Source organism: Paraburkholderia sp. XV, assembly GCF_020177535.1.
GTDB lineage: Bacteria > Pseudomonadota > Gammaproteobacteria > Burkholderiales > Burkholderiaceae > Paraburkholderia > Paraburkholderia caribensis.
This window is the reverse complement of sequence record NZ_JAGUUD010000038.1, coordinates 20,834-37,833: the sequence shown is the minus strand read 5'-3', so window position 1 is coordinate 37,833 and position 17,000 is coordinate 20,834. Positions and strand designations below refer to the sequence as shown.

18 protein-coding genes are annotated in these 17,000 nt (G+C 63.9%); 15 read left to right on the top strand and 3 right to left on the bottom strand.

Translation table 11 applies throughout. The annotated features are described in order from the left end of the window. The first annotated feature begins 3 nt into the window (after window positions 1-3). The 5 genes from KFO72_RS19340 (at window position 4) to ftsB (ending at window position 5,570) form a co-directional block, all read left to right on the top strand. Entirely contained in the window at window positions 4-798 is a 795-nt protein-coding gene (locus KFO72_RS19340; protein WP_054934387.1) for an alpha/beta fold hydrolase, read from the top strand. A 251-nt stretch (window positions 799-1,049) separates the two neighbouring features. Continuing rightward, window positions 1,050-2,711: a CTP synthase gene (locus tag KFO72_RS19335; RefSeq protein WP_225032781.1), complete on the top strand. Its 1,662-nt coding sequence runs from the start codon at window positions 1,050-1,052 to the stop codon at window positions 2,709-2,711. Further along, entirely contained in the window at window positions 2,708-3,562 is an 855-nt protein-coding gene (kdsA, locus tag KFO72_RS19330) for a 3-deoxy-8-phosphooctulonate synthase (protein ID WP_054934389.1), read from the top strand. The genes KFO72_RS19335 and kdsA overlap by 4 nt, the downstream gene beginning before the upstream one ends. A 138-nt stretch (window positions 3,563-3,700) precedes the next feature. Then, entirely contained in the window at window positions 3,701-4,984 is a 1,284-nt protein-coding gene (gene eno, locus KFO72_RS19325; protein ID WP_035990651.1) for a phosphopyruvate hydratase, read from the top strand. A gap of 157 nt (window positions 4,985-5,141) precedes the next feature. Continuing rightward, window positions 5,142-5,570, top strand: coding sequence for a cell division protein FtsB (gene ftsB / locus KFO72_RS19320; protein WP_035990653.1), 429 nt, complete (start codon window positions 5,142-5,144; stop codon window positions 5,568-5,570). Between the two features lie 125 nt (window positions 5,571-5,695). On the opposite strand, the gene KFO72_RS19315 is transcribed toward ftsB, so the two are convergent. The 3 genes from KFO72_RS19315 to KFO72_RS19305 form a co-directional block, all read right to left on the bottom strand. After that, window positions 5,696-6,079: a hypothetical protein gene (locus KFO72_RS19315; protein WP_054934418.1), complete on the bottom strand. Its 384-nt coding sequence runs from the start codon at window positions 6,077-6,079 to the stop codon at window positions 5,696-5,698. A 129-nt stretch (window positions 6,080-6,208) separates the two neighbouring features. Then, window positions 6,209-7,159: an Hsp33 family molecular chaperone HslO gene (gene hslO / locus KFO72_RS19310; protein WP_054934390.1), complete on the bottom strand. Its 951-nt coding sequence runs from the start codon at window positions 7,157-7,159 to the stop codon at window positions 6,209-6,211. Between the two features lie 62 nt (window positions 7,160-7,221). Continuing rightward, window positions 7,222-7,746 (bottom strand): gamma carbonic anhydrase family protein, encoded by a 525-nt coding sequence (locus KFO72_RS19305; RefSeq protein ID WP_054934391.1) that lies wholly within the window; start codon window positions 7,744-7,746, stop codon window positions 7,222-7,224. A gap of 234 nt (window positions 7,747-7,980) precedes the next feature. Between KFO72_RS19305 and KFO72_RS19300 the strand changes: the two genes are divergently transcribed. From KFO72_RS19300 to KFO72_RS19255, 10 genes are all read left to right on the top strand, one after another. Then, window positions 7,981-8,835: a ferritin-like domain-containing protein gene (locus KFO72_RS19300; RefSeq protein ID WP_107202877.1), complete on the top strand. Its 855-nt coding sequence runs from the start codon at window positions 7,981-7,983 to the stop codon at window positions 8,833-8,835. Between the two features lie 79 nt (window positions 8,836-8,914). Then, window positions 8,915-9,811: an alpha/beta fold hydrolase gene (locus KFO72_RS19295; RefSeq protein ID WP_225032780.1), complete on the top strand. Its 897-nt coding sequence runs from the start codon at window positions 8,915-8,917 to the stop codon at window positions 9,809-9,811. A gap of 87 nt (window positions 9,812-9,898) precedes the next feature. Next, on the top strand, window positions 9,899-10,729 hold the full coding sequence (locus tag KFO72_RS19290) for a 3',5'-nucleoside bisphosphate phosphatase (protein WP_054934394.1): 831 nt from the start codon (window positions 9,899-9,901) through the stop codon (window positions 10,727-10,729). A gap of 86 nt (window positions 10,730-10,815) precedes the next feature. Then, on the top strand, window positions 10,816-11,451 hold the full coding sequence (locus tag KFO72_RS19285; RefSeq protein ID WP_054934395.1) for an L-threonylcarbamoyladenylate synthase: 636 nt from the start codon (window positions 10,816-10,818) through the stop codon (window positions 11,449-11,451). Between the two features lie 47 nt (window positions 11,452-11,498). Beyond that, a complete protein-coding gene (locus KFO72_RS19280) occupies window positions 11,499-12,161 on the top strand; it encodes a site-2 protease family protein (RefSeq protein ID WP_225032779.1) in 663 nt (220 codons plus the stop codon). A gap of 9 nt (window positions 12,162-12,170) precedes the next feature. Continuing rightward, on the top strand, window positions 12,171-13,373 hold the full coding sequence (locus KFO72_RS19275; protein ID WP_054934397.1) for a tryptophan--tRNA ligase: 1,203 nt from the start codon (window positions 12,171-12,173) through the stop codon (window positions 13,371-13,373). Next, on the top strand, window positions 13,373-13,990 hold the full coding sequence (locus KFO72_RS19270) for a class I SAM-dependent methyltransferase (protein ID WP_225032778.1): 618 nt from the start codon (window positions 13,373-13,375) through the stop codon (window positions 13,988-13,990). Before KFO72_RS19275 ends, KFO72_RS19270 begins: the two co-directional genes overlap by 1 nt. Window positions 13,991-14,032: 42 nt before the next feature. Next, window positions 14,033-14,941, top strand: coding sequence for a 4-hydroxy-tetrahydrodipicolinate synthase (dapA, locus tag KFO72_RS19265; RefSeq protein WP_060601374.1), 909 nt, complete (start codon window positions 14,033-14,035; stop codon window positions 14,939-14,941). 104 nt (window positions 14,942-15,045) lie between these two features. Next, window positions 15,046-16,194 (top strand): outer membrane protein assembly factor BamC, encoded by a 1,149-nt coding sequence (gene bamC, locus KFO72_RS19260; RefSeq protein WP_225032777.1) that lies wholly within the window; start codon window positions 15,046-15,048, stop codon window positions 16,192-16,194. An 8-nt stretch (window positions 16,195-16,202) separates the two neighbouring features. Then, window positions 16,203-16,976, top strand: a complete 774-nt coding sequence (locus KFO72_RS19255; protein ID WP_054934400.1) for an MBL fold metallo-hydrolase — start codon at window positions 16,203-16,205, stop codon at window positions 16,974-16,976. The last annotated feature ends 24 nt before the right edge of the window (window positions 16,977-17,000 follow it).

The following is a 17,000-nucleotide window of genomic DNA, read 5'->3' as shown; positions in this document are numbered from 1 at the left end:
CGCTTGAAGAACATCATTCATTTCTCGCATGCGAACGGCTTTCCGGCGTCCACCTATCGGACGATCTTCGCCGAACTCTCGGACGACTACGACATGCGTTTCATCGAGCGGATCGGCCATGACGCGCGCTACCCCGTGACGCGCGACTGGCCGCATCTGGTCGACGAGTTGCTGGATGATATCGGGCGTGCTTACGAGAACCCGGTATGGCTGGTCGGGCATTCGCTCGGCGGTTATCTTTCGCTGATGGCGGCGCTGAAGAAGCCGCAATGGGTGCGCGGCGTGGTGATGCTCGATTCGCCCGTCATCGCTGGCTGGCGCAGCAACATGCTGCGCGTGTCGCAGTGGACGGGGCTGGACGAGCGGCTGTCGCCCGCGGCGGCGACGCGCACGCGGCGCACACGCTGGGGCAGCCGCGACGAGGCATGGCGGCACTTCCACGCGAAGGCCGCGTTCGCGCGCTGGGACGAGCGGGTCCTGTCCGACTACATCGACTTCGGCATTCCGCAAGCGGGCGCCGACGGCACGCGGGAACTCGCGTTCGACCGGCAGACCGAGTACCGGATCTACAAGACCTTGCCGCATACCTTCGGCGGCCGGCTCGCGCGCGGCGCGCCCGTGCCCGTCGGCTTCGTCGCCGGGACGCGCTCGCGGGAAGTGCGGCAGGCGGGACTGCACGCCACCCGGCGCATCGCGGGCGAGCATTTCGAGTGGATGGAAGGAAGCCATCTGTATCCGATGGAACGGCCCATCGAAACGGCACGCGCCGTGCAGAGAATACTGCGCGGGCTCGAATGATTTTCCCCCGTGACGGCATCCCCGTTCGCGAATAAATGAAACGCCCGGGCGCGCTGCGACATAAACCCGCAACAAACCCGTGGCGCATTTGACGCACGCAACGCGCGAACAGAAATCCATCCTGCATCCATGCGAAAAGCGGCCCTGCGGATGCTCAAATAGAATGCTCGATCGTCGCGAACGAGCCGCCCCAGGTATGGGCTGGATGCACACGTTCGGGTATAATCCGTTTTTCCCGCGAGCATCCAGCGATGACCAAATATGTTTTCGTCACCGGCGGCGTAGTTTCTTCCCTCGGCAAGGGTATTGCCGCCGCTTCCCTCGCCGCGATCCTCGAATCGCGCGGTCTGAAAGTCACCCTCCTCAAGCTAGACCCCTACATCAACGTCGACCCCGGCACGATGAGCCCGTTTCAACACGGCGAAGTGTTCGTGACGGAAGACGGCGCGGAGACCGACCTCGACCTTGGCCACTATGAGCGCTTCATCAGCACGAAGATGCGCAAGGCCAACAACTTCACCACGGGCCAGATTTACGAATCGGTGATCCGCAAGGAACGCCGCGGCGATTATCTCGGCAAGACGGTGCAGGTCATTCCGCACATCACGAACGAAATCCAGGCATTCGTCGAACGCGGCGCGGCATCCGCGACGTGCGGCGAGCCGGATGTGGCCATCGTCGAAGTGGGGGGCACGGTCGGTGACATCGAATCGCTGCCGTTCCTCGAAGCCGCGCGTCAGATGAGCCTGCGCATGGGCCGTAACAGCGCGTGCTTCGTGCACCTGACGCTGGTGCCGTTCATCGCCACCGCGGGCGAACTGAAGACCAAGCCGACGCAGCACAGCGTGCAGAAGCTGCGCGAAATCGGTATCTATCCGAACGTGCTGCTGTGCCGCGCCGACCGCCGTATTCCCGACGACGAGCGCGCGAAAATCTCGATGTTCTCGAACGTGCCGGAAGACGCCGTGATCTCGGTGTGGGACGTCGACAGCATCTACAAGATTCCGCAGATGCTGCACGACCAGGGCCTCGACGAACTGATCTGCGAAGAGCTGAAGCTGACGGCCAAGCCGGCAGATCTGTCGATGTGGTCGGGCCTCGTCGAGAAGCTCGAAAACCCGAAGAGCGAAGTGACGATCGGCATGGTCGGCAAGTACGTCGAATTGACGGAGTCGTACAAGTCGCTGATCGAAGCGTTGCGCCATGCGTCGATCCACACGTCGACCAAGGTCAACATCGAATACATCGATTCCGAAGAGGTGGAAGAACACGGCGTCGACAGCCTCAAGCATCTGGATGCCGTGCTGGTGCCGGGCGGTTTCGGCCGTCGCGGCACGGAAGGCAAGATCAAGGCGATCCGCTACGCACGCGAAGCGAAGGTGCCGTATCTCGGCATCTGTCTCGGCATGCAGCTCGCCGTGATCGAATTCGCGCGCGACGTGGTTGGCCTGAAGGATGCGAACAGCACGGAATTCGACCCGGAAACGCCGAATCGCGTGGTCGCGCTGATTACCGAGTGGTACGACCGCGACGGTAAGGTCGAGAAGCGTACGGAAGAATCTGATCTGGGCGGTACGATGCGCCTCGGTTCGCAGCGCTGCCCGATCAAGCCGGGCACGATGGCTGAAGAGATCTACGGCAAGGATGTGAACGAGCGTCACCGTCACCGTTATGAAGTCAATAACCGCTTCGTGCCCCAGCTCGAAGCGGGCGGCCTTATCATCAGCGCCCGTACTCCGAGCGAAGATCTGCCGGAAATGATGGAACTGCCGCGTTCGATGCACCCGTGGTTCGTCGGCGTTCAGTTCCACCCCGAATTCACGTCGACGCCGCGCGACGGACACCCGCTCTTCAAGGCATTCGTCGAAGCGGCGCGCGCCCATCGCGCAGCGAGCGTCGAGGAGAAAGTATGAAACTGGGCGATTTCGAAATCGGCCTCGACAGGCCGTTTTTCCTGATCGCTGGCACCTGCGTCGTCGAGTCTGAACAGATGACGATCGACACGGCCGGCAAGCTGAAGGAAATCTGCGCGAAGCTGAAAATTCCGTTCATCTACAAGTCTTCTTACGACAAGGCCAATCGCAGCAGCGGCAAGTCGTTCCGTGGCTTGGGAATGGATGAGGGTTTGCGCATTCTGTCCGAAGTGAAGCGTCAACTCGGCCTGCCCGTTCTGACCGACGTTCACAGCGAACACGAGATCGAGCAGGTGGCCTCCGTGGTCGACGTGCTGCAAACGCCTGCGTTCCTGTGCCGCCAGACGGACTTCATCCACGCGTGCGCGCGTTCGGGCAAGCCCGTCAACATCAAGAAGGGCCAGTTCCTCGCGCCGCACGACATGAAGAACGTGATCGACAAGGCGCGTGACGCCGCGCGTGAAGCGGGTCTGTCGGAAGACCGCTTCATGGCGTGCGAGCGCGGCGTGTCGTTCGGCTATAACAACCTCGTGTCCGACATGCGCTCGCTCGCGATCATGCGTGAAACGGGCGCGCCCGTCGTGTTTGACGCGACCCACTCGGTGCAGTTGCCGGGCGGGCAGGGCACGAGTTCGGGCGGCCAGCGCGAATTCGTCCCGGTGCTGGCGCGTGCCGCCGTCGCCACGGGCATCGCGGGTCTGTTCATGGAAACCCATCCGAATCCGGCTGAAGCGAAGTCGGACGGTCCCAATGCCGTGCCATTGCATCGCATGGCCGATCTGCTCGAGACGCTGTTGACCCTCGATCAGGCCGTGAAGCGCACGCCGTTCCTCGAGAACGATTTCAACTGATGCAGCCACGCGCGCTTCGCCGCTGTCCGGCGTGCGCGCGTGCCCCAACCCGATGGTCGTCGAACGCGTCCGGACGCGTGCTGTCGAAGTGAGCCGGACGTCTCAACTTAAGAATTCATCGTCATTTCAGAGGAAACCATGAGTGCTATCGTAGATATCATCGGTCGCGAGATTCTCGATTCGCGAGGCAACCCCACCGTCGAATGCGACGTGCTGCTCGAATCGGGCACGATGGGCCGCGCGGCTGTGCCGTCGGGCGCATCGACGGGCTCGCGTGAAGCGATCGAACTGCGCGACGGCGAAGCTGGCCGCTACAGCGGCAAGGGCGTGCTGAAGGCCGTCGAGCACATCAACACCGAAATCTCCGAAGCGATCATGGGCCTCGACGCTTCCGAGCAGGCCTTCCTCGACAAGACGCTGCTCGAACTCGACGGCACCGACAACAAGTCGCGCCTCGGCGCGAACGCGATGCTGGCCGTGTCGATGGCCGTCGCGAAGGCGGCGGCTGAAGAAGCCGGCCTGCCGCTGTACCGCTACTTCGGCGGTTCGGGCGCGATGCAGCTGCCCGTGCCGATGATGAACATCGTCAACGGCGGCGCGCACGCGAACAACAGCCTGGACATCCAGGAATTCATGATCGTCCCCGTCAGCCAGCCGACGTTCCGCGAAGCGCTGCGCTGCGGCGCCGAAGTGTTCCACGCGCTGAAGAAGATCCTGTCGGATCGCGGCATGAGCACGGCCGTGGGCGACGAAGGCGGCTTCGCGCCGAACTTCGGCAGCAACGACGAATGCCTGTCGACCATCCTGCAAGCCATCGAAAAAGCCGGCTACCGCGCCGGTGAAGACGTGCTGCTCGCGCTCGACTGCGCTGCCAGCGAGTTCTACCACGACGGCAAGTACCAGCTGGCGGGCGAAGGCCTGCAACTGTCGTCGTCGGAATTTGCCGATTACCTCGGCGCGCTCGCGGATAAATTCCCGATCGTGTCGATCGAAGACGGCATGCACGAAAGCGACTGGGAAGGCTGGAAGATTCTCACCGACAAGCTCGGCAAGAAGATCCAGCTGGTCGGCGACGATCTGTTCGTGACGAACACGCGCATCCTGAAGGAAGGCATCGAAAAGGGCATCGCGAATTCGATCCTGATCAAGATCAACCAGATCGGCACGCTGACGGAAACCTTCGCAGCGATCGAAATGGCCAAGCGCGCGGGCTACACGGCCGTGATCTCGCACCGCTCGGGCGAAACGGAAGACTCGACCATCGCCGACATCGCGGTCGGTCTCAACGCGGGTCAGATCAAGACGGGCTCGCTGTCGCGCTCGGACCGTATCTCGAAGTACAACCAGCTGCTGCGCATCGAGGAAGATCTCGGCGATATCGCCAGCTATCCGGGCAAGTCGGCGTTCTACAACCTGCGTTGAACGCCCTCGAATGAGCCGGATTGACGCGAGTAAGTGACGCTTGATGTCAACAAACCCGTCTCAATAACCGTTAAACCGGTTATGCTTCGCTACTGATTCACCCTACCGCCCTGCGTAAAGCGCAGGGCGGCGCACATTCAACCCTGCAATTCACTTCATGCGGCTTGTCACCGTCGTTCTGCTCGTCCTGCTGGTGCTGATCCAATACCCTCTGTGGTGGGGCCATGGCGGCTGGCTGCGCGTGCACGAATTGCAGCAGGAACTGGCGCAGCAACTGAAAAAGAACGCGGACGCGAAGGAGCGCAACGAGCGCATCCAGGGTGAGGTGCAGGATCTGCAGAACGGCACGGCCGCCGTCGAAGAGCGCGCGCGCTACGAAATGGGCATGGTCAAGGACAGCGAGGTGTTCGTGCAGTTCGTGTCGCCGAACGCGCCGTCGCCGGCGGCGAACGCGCCGCAGTCGAACACGTCGACACGCGGGCAGATCACGGGCGCGCCGTTGCGGGTGGTGCCCAATCCGGAATCGCGCGCGAAGCCGGATCGCAAGCACGCGAAAAAGGATGCGAAGGAGAAGAAGCCGGGTTGACGGCTGGTGCAGAGGTGCCAGTTGGGCAGGCTCATGAAAAAGGCGCGGTTCGAAATGAACCGCGCCTTTTTATTTGGCGGGACGAAACGCGGGCGGGCGTTCGGGCAGTCAGGCCCGGGTGATGCTCACCAGCCCCAACCCCAGCCCGGCGCATAGCCGTAGCCGATGCCCGTGCCCCAGCCGTGCCCCCATCCGCCGCTGTAGTAGCTGCCGTACACGGAGACGGGCGGCGCGGCGTAGCGCGAATACGCCTGCGCGGCGGCGTCGGCGGCCATGGCCTGGTTCTGCTCGGCCATCACCTGCCTGTCGATCGCGTCGTAGCGGGCGCGTTCTTCCGGTGTGAGCGGCTGCGCCGTCGTGGCGATGCCCGACTGATCCGCAGGCAGGCGGCTATAAATGGGCGATGGGCCGGGCGGGTCCATCATGCAGCCCGACAGCGCCGCCGCGCCCGCAACGAGAACGAGCGCCGCTATGCGGTGTGCAGGTTGGAACAGCGAAGGGGCATTCATATCGACCTCCATCGGTCGGATACCTAAGCAAATCGTTGGCCGGCAATCACGCGGCCATCAGTATCCGATGATACCGCGCCGTCGTCGCCCGCCCGCAGCGGCGGGCAAAGCGACGCGGACGTTCCGGCTTCAGTGCCGCTGTTCGGCAGCGGGCGCCACTCCCTGTGAGAGCCCGCTCGCGACAAAAAGTTGCGCTACGTCGACCGGGTCGAATTCATAGCGCTGGTTGCAATACTCGCAGTGAATTTCGACGTGGCCACGCTCTTCGATCACGCTGTCCACTTCTTCGCGGCCCAGCATTTTCAGCATATTGCCGACCCGCGCACGCGAGCACGTGCACTCGAAGCGGGTTCGCGTCGGCTCGAAATGCTGGACGTTTTCCTGCCAGAACAGGCGCCGGAACAGCGTATTCGGGTCTTCCGCGAGCATTTCGTCCTGTGACAGCGTGCTGCCGAGCGTGCACAGGCGATCCCACGTATCGGCGTCGATCTCGCCCGGATGCGGGACGATGCCTCCGTCGCCGGGGAGCTTCTGCAGCAGCATGCCGACCGCGCGCTCATTGTTCGCAGCAAGCCACATACGCGTGTCGAGCTGCTCCGAATGATGCATGTAGTGCTCGAGCACTTGCGCCATCGACCTGAGCGGCCCGTTTTCGTCAGAAAGCGGCACGATGCCCTGATAAGGCTGCTGACCGGGAACCTTGTTCTTCGGATCGAGCGTGATCACGCAACGGCCGTGGCCGCCCGGATTGACGAGATCGACCAGCGTCAGGTCGTCGGCGATCAGGTGGGCGGCATCGCCGGAGAACTTGGCCGTGGCGCGCATCGACAGGTCCGAATTGCACTGCACAACGAGCATCTTCACGGGGCCGTCGCCGAAGATCTGCATGATCAGCGTGCCGTCGAACTTCAGATTCGCCGACAGCAGCGCGCACGCGGCCATCATCTCGCCGAGCACGTTGCGCACGGGCGCCGGATAGCTTCTGCGCGTCAGGACTTCCTGCCACGTGTTGCTCAGCGAAACGATCTCGCCGCGAACGGGCGCCGCGCTGAACATGAATTTCTGCAACTGGTCACTCACAACTTTTCCTCGGTCGAACCGCGCGGTGGGAAGGCCGCGCGTGGCGCGCCGTGCGGTCGGCCCTAGCCGATGCGCACGAGTTGCGCCTTGAAATAATCCCTGCGCTCCACGTAGATGTCCGCAGCGCGCTTCAGGCCTTTGATATCTGCTTCAGTCAGTTCCCGGACAACCTTTGCGGGCGATCCGAGAATCAGGGAATTGTCAGGAAAAACCTTGCCCTCGGTAACGACGGCGCCTGCGCCAACCAGACAATTGCGGCCGATTACCGCTCCATTCAAGACCACGGCCTGAATGCCGATCAACGCGCCTTCCTTGACCGTGCAGCCGTGCAGCATCGCCTGATGGCCGACCGTCACGCCGGCTTCGAGCGTCAGCGGGAAGCCCGGATCCGCGTGCAGGACGGCGCCTTCCTGTATGTTAGTGCCCTTGCCGACGGTGATCGGCTCGTTGTCGCCGCGAATCGACGCGCCGAACCAGACGCTCGCGTTTTCTTCGACGGTCACCTTGCCGATGATGGTCGCCGTGTCCGCGATGAACACGCTTTCGTGGATGGTCGGGGCGGCGTCGCCAAGCTTGTAGATTGCCACAGTGTCTCCTCTGGTCTCATGCAAGACGGTTGCTGCGCGATGGACGCGGTGCGCCGCCGGGCAGGCGGCGAGGCACGTTGCGCGAAATGGCGGCATCCGCGCGGCATGATCGAATCGCGTATTGTAAACGGTTGTGCCATTGGCCCGTGCGAAGCATGCGCGCAGGCAACGCCGTGTCAGAATCGCTCGTTTTTGTCCTTTTTTGCTGATTCCCCTGCTGGTTCTCATTTCGCGATGCATGCTCCCGAGTCGACCCGTCCCCATCCAATCATCTGCGCCCGTTCCGAAGCACTCGCCGTGCTGACAGCGCGTGTTCCCGCTGCAAAAGCCGCCGGGGCGCAGGCGCTTTACGCGCGGGTACTGGCAGGCGAGGCGGTCGTTTCGCCGGAACGCGTGCTGGACGAGCCGGGGGATTTGCCCGGGCGCCCCGCGCGGCCTGAACTCGTCGAGCCGCGCAAACTCGGACGGCGCAGCATGCAGTCGCCGGAAGGCCGTGCGGTATTGCTGCACGCGCTCGCGCATATCGAGTTCAACGCGATCAATCTCGCGCTCGATGCCGTATGGCGTTTCGGCGGCATGCCCGAGGCGTTTTACATCGACTGGCTAAAGGTCGCGTCCGAAGAAGCGCATCACTTTTCGCTGCTGTCGGCGCGTCTGGCGGAATTCGGCCATGCGTACGGCGACTTTCCGGCGCACGACGGCCTGTGGGACATGTGCGAGCGCACGCGCGGCGACGTGCTCGCGCGCATGGCGCTGGTGCCGCGCACCCTGGAGGCGCGCGGGCTGGACGCTTCGCCGCCGATCCGCGCGCGCCTGCAACAGGCGGGCGATCAGGCGTCGGCGGCGATTCTGGACGTCATCCTGCGCGACGAAATCGGGCATGTGCTGATCGGCAACCGCTGGTTCCGGCATCTGTGCGACGAGGCGGGCATCGACGCGCATCCCACCTACTTGCGTCTTTCCGACGAGTACCACGCGCCGAAGCTGCGCGGACCGTTCAATTTCGAAGCGCGCCGCGACGCTGGTTTCGAGGAAGAGGAGCTCGCCGCGCTCGCGGGTCTGGACATCCAGCAGCGAGTGGGCGACTGAACCAGTCGAGGGCCCAGATCAAGCAGCGGCCCGGTTATCTCGATATAATCGAACGATCATTCGTTTTGTCCGCTCGCACATGAACACTACGCTCCAGCCTTCCGTTTCCGAATTCGTGAGCGTGCGCGGCGTGCGCCTGCACGTGCGTCGCTGGGGCAATCCCGATGCACCGACGCTCTTCATGCTGCACGGCTGGATGGACGTCGCCGCGTCGTTCCAGTTTGTCGTCGACGCGCTCGCGAACGACTGGCAGGTGATCGCGCCCGATGCGCGCGGCTTCGGTTTGTCCGACTGGCCGGTTGCGCAGCAGAATGGCGGACATTACTGGTTCCACGAATATCTGGCCGACCTCGATGCGCTGCTCGGCCACTACGCGCCAACGGGCGAAGTGAACCTCGTCGGGCACAGCATGGGCGCGAACGTCGTCTGCCTGTATGCCGGCGCAAGGCCCGAGCGCGTGCGCCGCGTCGTCGATCTGGAGGGCTTCGGGCTCCCCGCGTCGAAGCCCGCACAGTTGCCTCGCCGGATCGCGTCGTGGCTCGACGAACTGCGCGAGCCGCGGACGCTGCGCCGCTACGCGACGCTCGACGACGTCGCCGCGCGCCTCATCAAGACCAACGAACGACTGGCCCCGCAGCGCGCGCGTTTTCTTGCGCAGCACTGGTCGAAGCCGGACGGCGAGGGCGGCTACATGCTGCTCGCCGATCCCGCACACAAGATTCGCGGCCCGCTGCTGTACCGGCTCGACGAGGTGATGGCCGTCTGGGCGAACGTACGCGCCAAGGTGCTGCACGTGGAGGCCGCCGCATCGCCGACCCTCGCGGCGCTCGCGGGCAACGTCCCGCTCGACGAATTCAAGGCGCGCTTCCAGGCCTTTCCCGATTGGCGCGAAGTCATCATCGACGATGCGGGCCACATGGTTCACCACGATCAGCCGGAGCAGATCGCAGCGCTGATCGAGGCGTTCTGCGCGTAGTGTGCGTTCTACATTTGTCTCGACGAATCCTCTGCGTGTGCTTACTGCGTTGCAGTAAAATGGTCGGGTCACGCTATCCCTAAAACGATGAACGCCGATCTGCATTGCCATTCCACCGTTTCCGACGGCGCTTTCGCGCCCGCCGATGTCGCGCGCCGCGCGCATGCGGGCGGCGTGACGCTGTGGGCGCTCACCGATCACGACGAAATCGCCGGTCAGGTCGAAGCGCGCGAAGCGGCCGAGGCGCTCGGCATGCAGTATCTGAGCGGCGTCGAAATTTCGGTGACATGGGCGTCGCGCACCATTCACGTGGTCGGCCTGCATGTCGATCCTGCCTGCAAGGATCTCGTCGAAGGGCTCGAGCGCACGCGCAATGGCCGCGCCGCGCGGGCAGAAGCGATCGGCGAGCAGTTGGCCACGCTCGGCATTCCCGACGCGTACGAAGGCGCACTGAAGTTCGTGTCGAATCCCGACATGATTTCGCGCACGCACTTCGCGCGCTTCATGGTCGAGAGCGGCTACGCGGAAAACACGCAGGACGTGTTCAACCGCTTTCTCGGCGACGGCAAGCCGGGCTACGTGGCGCATCGCTGGTCGAAGCTCGCCGACGCCGTCAAATGGATTCGGGTGTCGGGCGGCGAAGCGGTGATCGCGCATCCGGGCCGCTATGCGTACACGCCGACCGAGTTCGACGCGCTGTTCGCGGAATTCATCGATCTCGGCGGCAAGGCAATTGAAGTCGTAACGGGCAGCCACACGCCCGACCAGTATCGCGAGTATGCGGACGTTGCGCGCCGCTTCGGCTTCGAGGCATCGCGCGGTTCCGACTTTCATGCGGCGGGCGAAGGCCGCGTCGAACTCGGCAGTCTGCCGCCGCTGCCGTCCGATCTGAAGCCAGTCTGGGAACGCTGGCTGTAAGCTCTGGTTTCGCGTGTTGCGCGGGCATGCCCGCTGCATGAGCCGTAGCTTGCCGTCTGCTGATTCCCGACCTTCTGACCGACACCATGTCCCAATATTTTCGGCTTCACCCGGACAATCCGCAGCCGCGGCTGATCAAGCAGGCGGCGCAGATCATCGAAGGCGGCGGCGTGGTCGCGCTGCCGACGGATTCGAGCTATGCGCTCGCCTGCCAGCTCGACAACAAGAACGCCGTCGACCGCGTGCGGCGCATTCGCGGCCTCGACGAACGGCAATTGCTGTCGCTGCTCGTGCGCGATCTGTCCGAACTGGCGAACTTCGCGCTCGTCGACAACCGCCAATACCGTCTGATCAAATCGGTGACGCCGGGTCCGTACGTGTTCGTGTTGCAGGCGACCAAGGAAGTGCCGCGGCGCCTGTCGCATCCGTCGCGCAAGACGATCGGCCTGCGCGTGCCCGACCACGCGATCACGCTAGCGATCCTCGAAGAGCTCGGCCAGCCGCTGCTCGGCTCGACCTTGATCCTGCCGGGCGAAACACAACCGCTGAACGATCCGGAAGAAATTCGCGAAAAGCTGGAAAAGCAGCTCGATCTGGTGATCGACGGCGGCGCGTGTCCGTGCGAGCCGTCGACAGTCATCGACCTGACGGGCGACGAACCCGTGCTGGTGCGGCCGGGGCGTGGCTCGCTCGCGCCGTTCGGTCTCGAAGAGACGGCATGAACGAAAGCCGACAGAGCCGCAAGGCGCCGTTGTTACAATAGAGCGATATGGATTCCTCCCTGATACAGACCATCGTCGTCTACGCATTACCGGTAATCTTCGCGATCACGCTGCACGAGGCGGCTCACGGCTACGTCGCACGCATGCTCGGCGACAACACCGCGTACGTACTCGGCCGCGTGTCGTTTAATCCGATGCGGCACATCGACCCGATCGGCACGATCGTAATTCCGCTCGTGCTGTACTTCGCCACGAGCGGCGCGTTCATGTTCGGCTACGCCAAGCCCGTGCCCGTCGCGTTCGGCAACCTGCGCAATCCGCGCTGGGGCTCGCTGTGGGTCGCGCTGGCAGGGCCGCTGTGCAATTTCGCTCAGGCGCTCGTGTGGGGCATATTCGGTGTCGCGCTCGCGGCGATGAATATCGACGAGCCGTTCTTCACGCGTATGGCGGGTGCGGGCGTCGGCGTGAACCTGGTGCTCGGCGTGCTGAACCTCTTTCCGTTGCCGCCGCTCGACGGCGGCCGCGTGCTGACGGCGCTGTTGCCCGTGCGTCCGGCAATGGCCCTCGCGTGCATCGAGCCTTACGGTTTCTTCATTGTGATGGCGCTCGTCATGACGGGCACGTTGACGCGCTTCTGGCTGCGTCCGCTCGTGAATATCGGCTATGAGGCCGTGACGGTTATCCTGACACCTCTCGTTTCGCTTCTATAAATCAAAACCATGTACCCCGACCGTATCTTCTCCGGCATGCGGCCTACCGGCTCGCTGCACCTCGGCCACTATCACGGCGTGCTGAAAAACTGGGTGCGTCTGCAGTCCGAGTACCCGTGTTTCTTCTGCGTGGTCGACTGGCATGCGCTGACCACTCACTATGAAACGCCGGAAGTCATCGAGAAGAACGTCTGGGATGTGCTGATCGACTGGCTTGCTTCGGGCATCGATCCGGCGCAGGCGACGCTGTTCATCCAGAGCCGCGTGCCGGAGCACGCCGAACTCGCGCTGCTGCTCGGCATGAGCACGCCGCTCAGCTGGCTCGAACGCGTGCCGACCTACAAGGAACAGATCGAGAAGCTGCGCGACAAGGACCTCGGCACGTACGGCTTCCTCGGTTATCCCGTGCTGATGGCCGCCGACATCCTGCTGTACCGCGCGTCGCTCGTGCCCGTCGGCGAGGACCAGGTGCCGCACGTCGAAATGGCGCGCGAAATGGCGCGGCGCTTCAACTACATGTACGGGCGCGAACCCGGTTTCGAGGAAAAGGCGAACGAGGCCGCGAAGAAGCTCGGCGGCAAGCGCTCGAAGCTTTATCACGAACTGCGCATCGCGTATCAGCAGGAAGGTCACGAAGAGGCGCTCGAAAAGGCGCGCGCGATGCTGTCGGAGTCGCAAAGCCTGTCGATGAGCGATCGCGAGCGCCTGTTCGGCTACCTCGAAGGCTCGCGCAAGATCATCCTGCCGGAGCCGCAGGTGCTGTTGACGGAAGCGTCGCGCATGCCGGGTCTCGACGGCCAGAAGATGTCGAAGTCGTACGGCAACACGATCGGCCTGCGCGAAGACGCGGAAACCATCACGAAGAAGGTCCGCACCATGCCGACGGACCCGGCGCGCGTGCGCCGCACCGATCCGGGCGATCCGGACAAGTGCCCGGTATGGCAGCTGCATCAGGTCTACACCGACGCCGACACGCACGAGTGGGTGCAGAAGGGCTGCCGCACGGCGGGCATTGGGTGTCTGGAGTGCAAGCAGCCGGTGATCGAAGGCATCCTGCGCGAACAGCAGCCGATGCTCGAGCGCGCGCAGAAATACATGGACGACCCGTCGCTGTTGCGCGCGATCGTTGCCGACGGTTGCGACAAGGCGCGCCGTTTCGCGTCGGAGACGATGCGCGACGTGCGCGAAGCGATGGGCCTGTCGTACACCTGATGACAGACAGCCCGAGCCCGGGCGCATCGGCCGCGAGCCATGCGCCGACCGGCGAGCCGTCGCGCTGGGTGCAGCGCTGGGCGCACCTGGTCGAAGCGGGCGGCGCGGTGCTCGATGTGGCATCGGGAACGGGGCGGCACGCGCGGTTTTTCGCAGCGCGCGGCCATCCTGTGACGGCGATCGACCGCGATGCCGCCGCTCTGGCGTCGATGCACGGCGTGGACGGCCTTACGACCGTCGCCGCCGATATCGAAAACGGTCCGTGGCCGCTGCCGGCGCAGGCGCAATTCGCGGCCGTCGTCGTCACGAACTATCTGCACCGTCCGCTCTTCCCCCAGTTGCTGCGCGCGCTCGCGCCCGGCGGCGTGCTGATCTACGAAACCTTCGCGCAGGGCAACGAAACGGTCGGCAGGCCCTCGAACCCCGCTTTTCTGCTCGCGCCCGGCGAGCTGCTCGACGCGGTGCGGGCACTGTTACGTGTCGTTGCATTTCAAGATGGATTCCTCGCGGAGCCACGTCCCGCCTACGTACAGCGCATTTGCGCGGTGCGCGAGCCGGACGGGTCGGTTGAAAGGAAAGATACGGGTGTTCCCCCGCGTTACGATCTGACCGGTTAATCCGCTACAATCGCAGTTTATCGAACAAATTCATGGCGTTTCATGGCTAACGGCACTCAGCAAGACGGCGTCGCGATTCGCGGCAGCATTCCCGCCATCATCACTCCGATGCTCGAAGACGGCAGTCTCGATCTCCCCGCCTTCCGCAAACTGATCGACTGGCACATCGAAGAGGGCACGAACGGTCTGGTCGTGGTCGGCACGAGCGGCGAGTCCGCCACGCTGTCGGTCGAGGAACACGTGCTGATGGTCCGGACGGCCGTCGAGCAGGCTGCCGGCCGCATCCCCGTGATCGCGGGCGCGGGCGCCAATTCGACGACGGAAGCCATCGAGCTCACCGAGCAGGCGAAGAAAGTGGGTGCCGATGCCACGCTTCAGGTCGTGCCGTACTACAACAAGCCGACGCAGGAAGGCATCTACCGCCATTTCTCGAAAATCGCCGAAACGGTGGATCTTCCGGTGATCCTGTACAACGTGCCGGGCCGCACGGTCGCGGACATGTCGAACGAGACTATCCTGCGTCTCGCGAATGTGCCGGGCATCATCGGCGTGAAGGAAGCGACGGGCAACATCGACCGCGCTGCGCATCTGATCAAGTCGGCGCCGGCGCACTTCGGCATCTACAGCGGCGACGATCCCACCGCGATCGCGCTGATGCTGCTGGGCGGCCACGGCAATATTTCGGTGACGGCGAACGTCGCGCCGCGCCTGATGAGCGACCTGTGCAAGGCCGCGCTCGCAGCTGACGCGAGGACGGCGCGTGAAATCCATCTGAAACTTCTCTCGCTGCACAAGAACCTCTTCATCGAATCGAATCCGATTCCCGCCAAGTGGGCGTTGCAGCAACTGGGCCGCGTCAAGGGCGGCATCCGTCTGCCTCTGACGCCGCTCGACGCGCGTTACCACGACGTGGTTCGCGCGGCGCTGCGCGAGGCTGGGCTGCTCGGCTGAGCGTCTGACATTTCAGGCGCCTCCCGGCATTTTTTCAACTGACGTCGATATCGCCCACGGTCCGCACCGTTCCAGGCAGCGCGTTTAGCTTCACGAAGGACCCCATGAAACGTTCCGCACTATCCCTCCACGCAACGCGCCTGGCGGCGCTGACGCTTGCGGCTGGCGCGATCGCGTCGCTTTCTGGCTGCGAGTCGCTGAACGACATGCTCGCGTCGGACAAAGTGAACTACAAGGCAACTGCGAGTGCGCCGCCGCTCGCCGTGCCGAGCGACCTGTCCGCAGCGCAGATCGACCAGCGCTACGTCGCGCCGCCTGCAGGCGCCGCGCTTGGCGGCGCGCCGCAACGCGCGAAGACAGCGGCGGGCAACCTGACGGAAGGCGTGCCGACCGCGCAAGACCCGCTGGGCATGCATATCGAGCGCGACGGCGACCGCCGCTGGCTGGTCGTGAACGGCCGTTCGCCGGAACAGCTGTGGCCGCAGTTGCAGGAATTCTGGACCGAGAACGGTTTCTCGCTGAAGACGGACGCGCCGACCACGGGCATCATGTCGACCGATTGGGCAGAAAATCGCGCCAACATTCCGGATGACTGGTTCCGTCGCACAATTGGCAAGGTGGTCGATTTCGCGTATTCGTCAGGCACGCGCGACAGCTTCCGCACGCTGGTTTCGCGCGACCCGAGCGGCGCAACGGATATCTCGATCACGCATTCGGCGATGGAAGAAGTGCTGACGGGCCAGGACAAGACCTCGTCGCGTTGGGTCGAGCGTCCGCGTGATCCCGCGCTGGAAGCCGAGTTCCTCGCCAAGCTGATGCAGAAGTTCGGCCTCACCGACGCGCAATCGAAGCAACTGCTGACGGATGCGCGTCCGTCCACCGCGCAGGCGCAACTGGACAAGAGCGCGGGCGGCGCGACGCTCGACCTGCCTGAATCGTTCGATCGTGCGTGGCTGCGCGTCGGCCTTGCGCTCGACCGCACGAACTTCACCGTCGACAACCGCGACCGCGAAAAGGGCATCTACTACGTGCGCTACGCGGATTCGATGCAGGAGCTCAAGCGCGACGGCCTGTTCGGCAAGCTGTTCTACAGCGACAAGAGCGCGAAGAAAGACAGTCACGAATTCCTCGTCAATGTGCGTTCGAAGGGCGACGCGATGACGCAGGTTGCCGTCGTCGACTCGAATGGCCGGGTGGATACGTCGTCGGACGCGCAGCGCATCGTGTCGCTGCTGCATGCGCAACTGAACTAAGGCGGGTCGTGCAATTCGCCAGTCTGGGAAGCGGCAGTGAAGGCAATGCATTGCTGGTCCAAGCCCAAAGCGGTGTCACGACCACGCGCATCCTGCTGGACTGCGGCTTTTCGGGCAAGGAAATAGCCCGGCGGCTGGAGCGGCTGGGCACAGGCGTCGACGAACTCGACGCCATTCTCATCACGCACGAACACAGTGATCACATCGGCAGCGCGCTCACTCTGGCGCGCAAGCTCTCCATTCCGTTGTACATGAGCTGGGGCACGGCGCGCGCCGTGGGCGCCGACGAAGCCGATGTCGATCTACACGTGCTGTGGGGCGACGAAGCCGTCGCGATCGGCGATCTGAGCGTGCTGCCGTACACCGTGCCGCACGACGCGCGCGAGCCGCTGCAATACCTGTTCTCCGATGGCGCGTCGCGCCTGGGTGTGCTGACCGACGTCGGCACGTCGACGCCACATATCAGCGCGGTGCTGAGCGGTTGCGACGCGCTCGTGCTGGAATGCAATCACGATGTGCAGATGCTGGCGGCTTCGCGCTATCCGCCGTCGCTGAAAGCGCGGATCGGCGGTAATCATGGGCATCTGAACAATGACGCGGCGGCGGATATTCTCGCGTCGCTCGATCGCTCGAAGTTGAGGCATCTGGTGGCGGCGCATCTGAGTCAGCAGAACAACTTGCCTGAACTGGCCCAGGCGGCGATGGCGGCCGTGCTAGGCGCGGCGGCAACGGAAGTGGTGGTGGCGACGCAAAGCGAGGGGTTCGGCTGGTTAGGTCTGTGAGTGTTGGCGACCGTGTGGTGCCGG

What these genes read in the sequence shown, in the direction of transcription:
- KFO72_RS19335 (WP_225032781.1), top strand. Translation starts at nt 1,050, where the DNA reads ATGACCAAATATGTTTTCGTCACCGGCGGCGTAGTTTCTTCCCTCGGC.
- kdsA (WP_054934389.1), top strand. Translation starts at nt 2,708, where the DNA reads ATGAAACTGGGCGATTTCGAAATCGGCCTCGACAGGCCGTTTTTCCTG.
- eno (WP_035990651.1), top strand. Translation starts at nt 3,701, where the DNA reads ATGAGTGCTATCGTAGATATCATCGGTCGCGAGATTCTCGATTCGCGA.
- ftsB (WP_035990653.1), top strand. Translation starts at nt 5,142, where the DNA reads ATGCGGCTTGTCACCGTCGTTCTGCTCGTCCTGCTGGTGCTGATCCAA.
- KFO72_RS19315 (WP_054934418.1), bottom strand. Translation starts at nt 6,079, where the DNA reads ATGAATGCCCCTTCGCTGTTCCAACCTGCACACCGCATAGCGGCGCTC.
- KFO72_RS19300 (WP_107202877.1), top strand. Translation starts at nt 7,981, where the DNA reads ATGCATGCTCCCGAGTCGACCCGTCCCCATCCAATCATCTGCGCCCGT.
- KFO72_RS19295 (WP_225032780.1), top strand. Translation starts at nt 8,915, where the DNA reads ATGAACACTACGCTCCAGCCTTCCGTTTCCGAATTCGTGAGCGTGCGC.
- KFO72_RS19290 (WP_054934394.1), top strand. Translation starts at nt 9,899, where the DNA reads ATGAACGCCGATCTGCATTGCCATTCCACCGTTTCCGACGGCGCTTTC.
- KFO72_RS19285 (WP_054934395.1), top strand. Translation starts at nt 10,816, where the DNA reads ATGTCCCAATATTTTCGGCTTCACCCGGACAATCCGCAGCCGCGGCTG.
- KFO72_RS19280 (WP_225032779.1), top strand. Translation starts at nt 11,499, where the DNA reads ATGGATTCCTCCCTGATACAGACCATCGTCGTCTACGCATTACCGGTA.
- KFO72_RS19275 (WP_054934397.1), top strand. Translation starts at nt 12,171, where the DNA reads ATGTACCCCGACCGTATCTTCTCCGGCATGCGGCCTACCGGCTCGCTG.
- KFO72_RS19270 (WP_225032778.1), top strand. Translation starts at nt 13,373, where the DNA reads ATGACAGACAGCCCGAGCCCGGGCGCATCGGCCGCGAGCCATGCGCCG.
- dapA (WP_060601374.1), top strand. Translation starts at nt 14,033, where the DNA reads ATGGCTAACGGCACTCAGCAAGACGGCGTCGCGATTCGCGGCAGCATT.
- bamC (WP_225032777.1), top strand. Translation starts at nt 15,046, where the DNA reads ATGAAACGTTCCGCACTATCCCTCCACGCAACGCGCCTGGCGGCGCTG.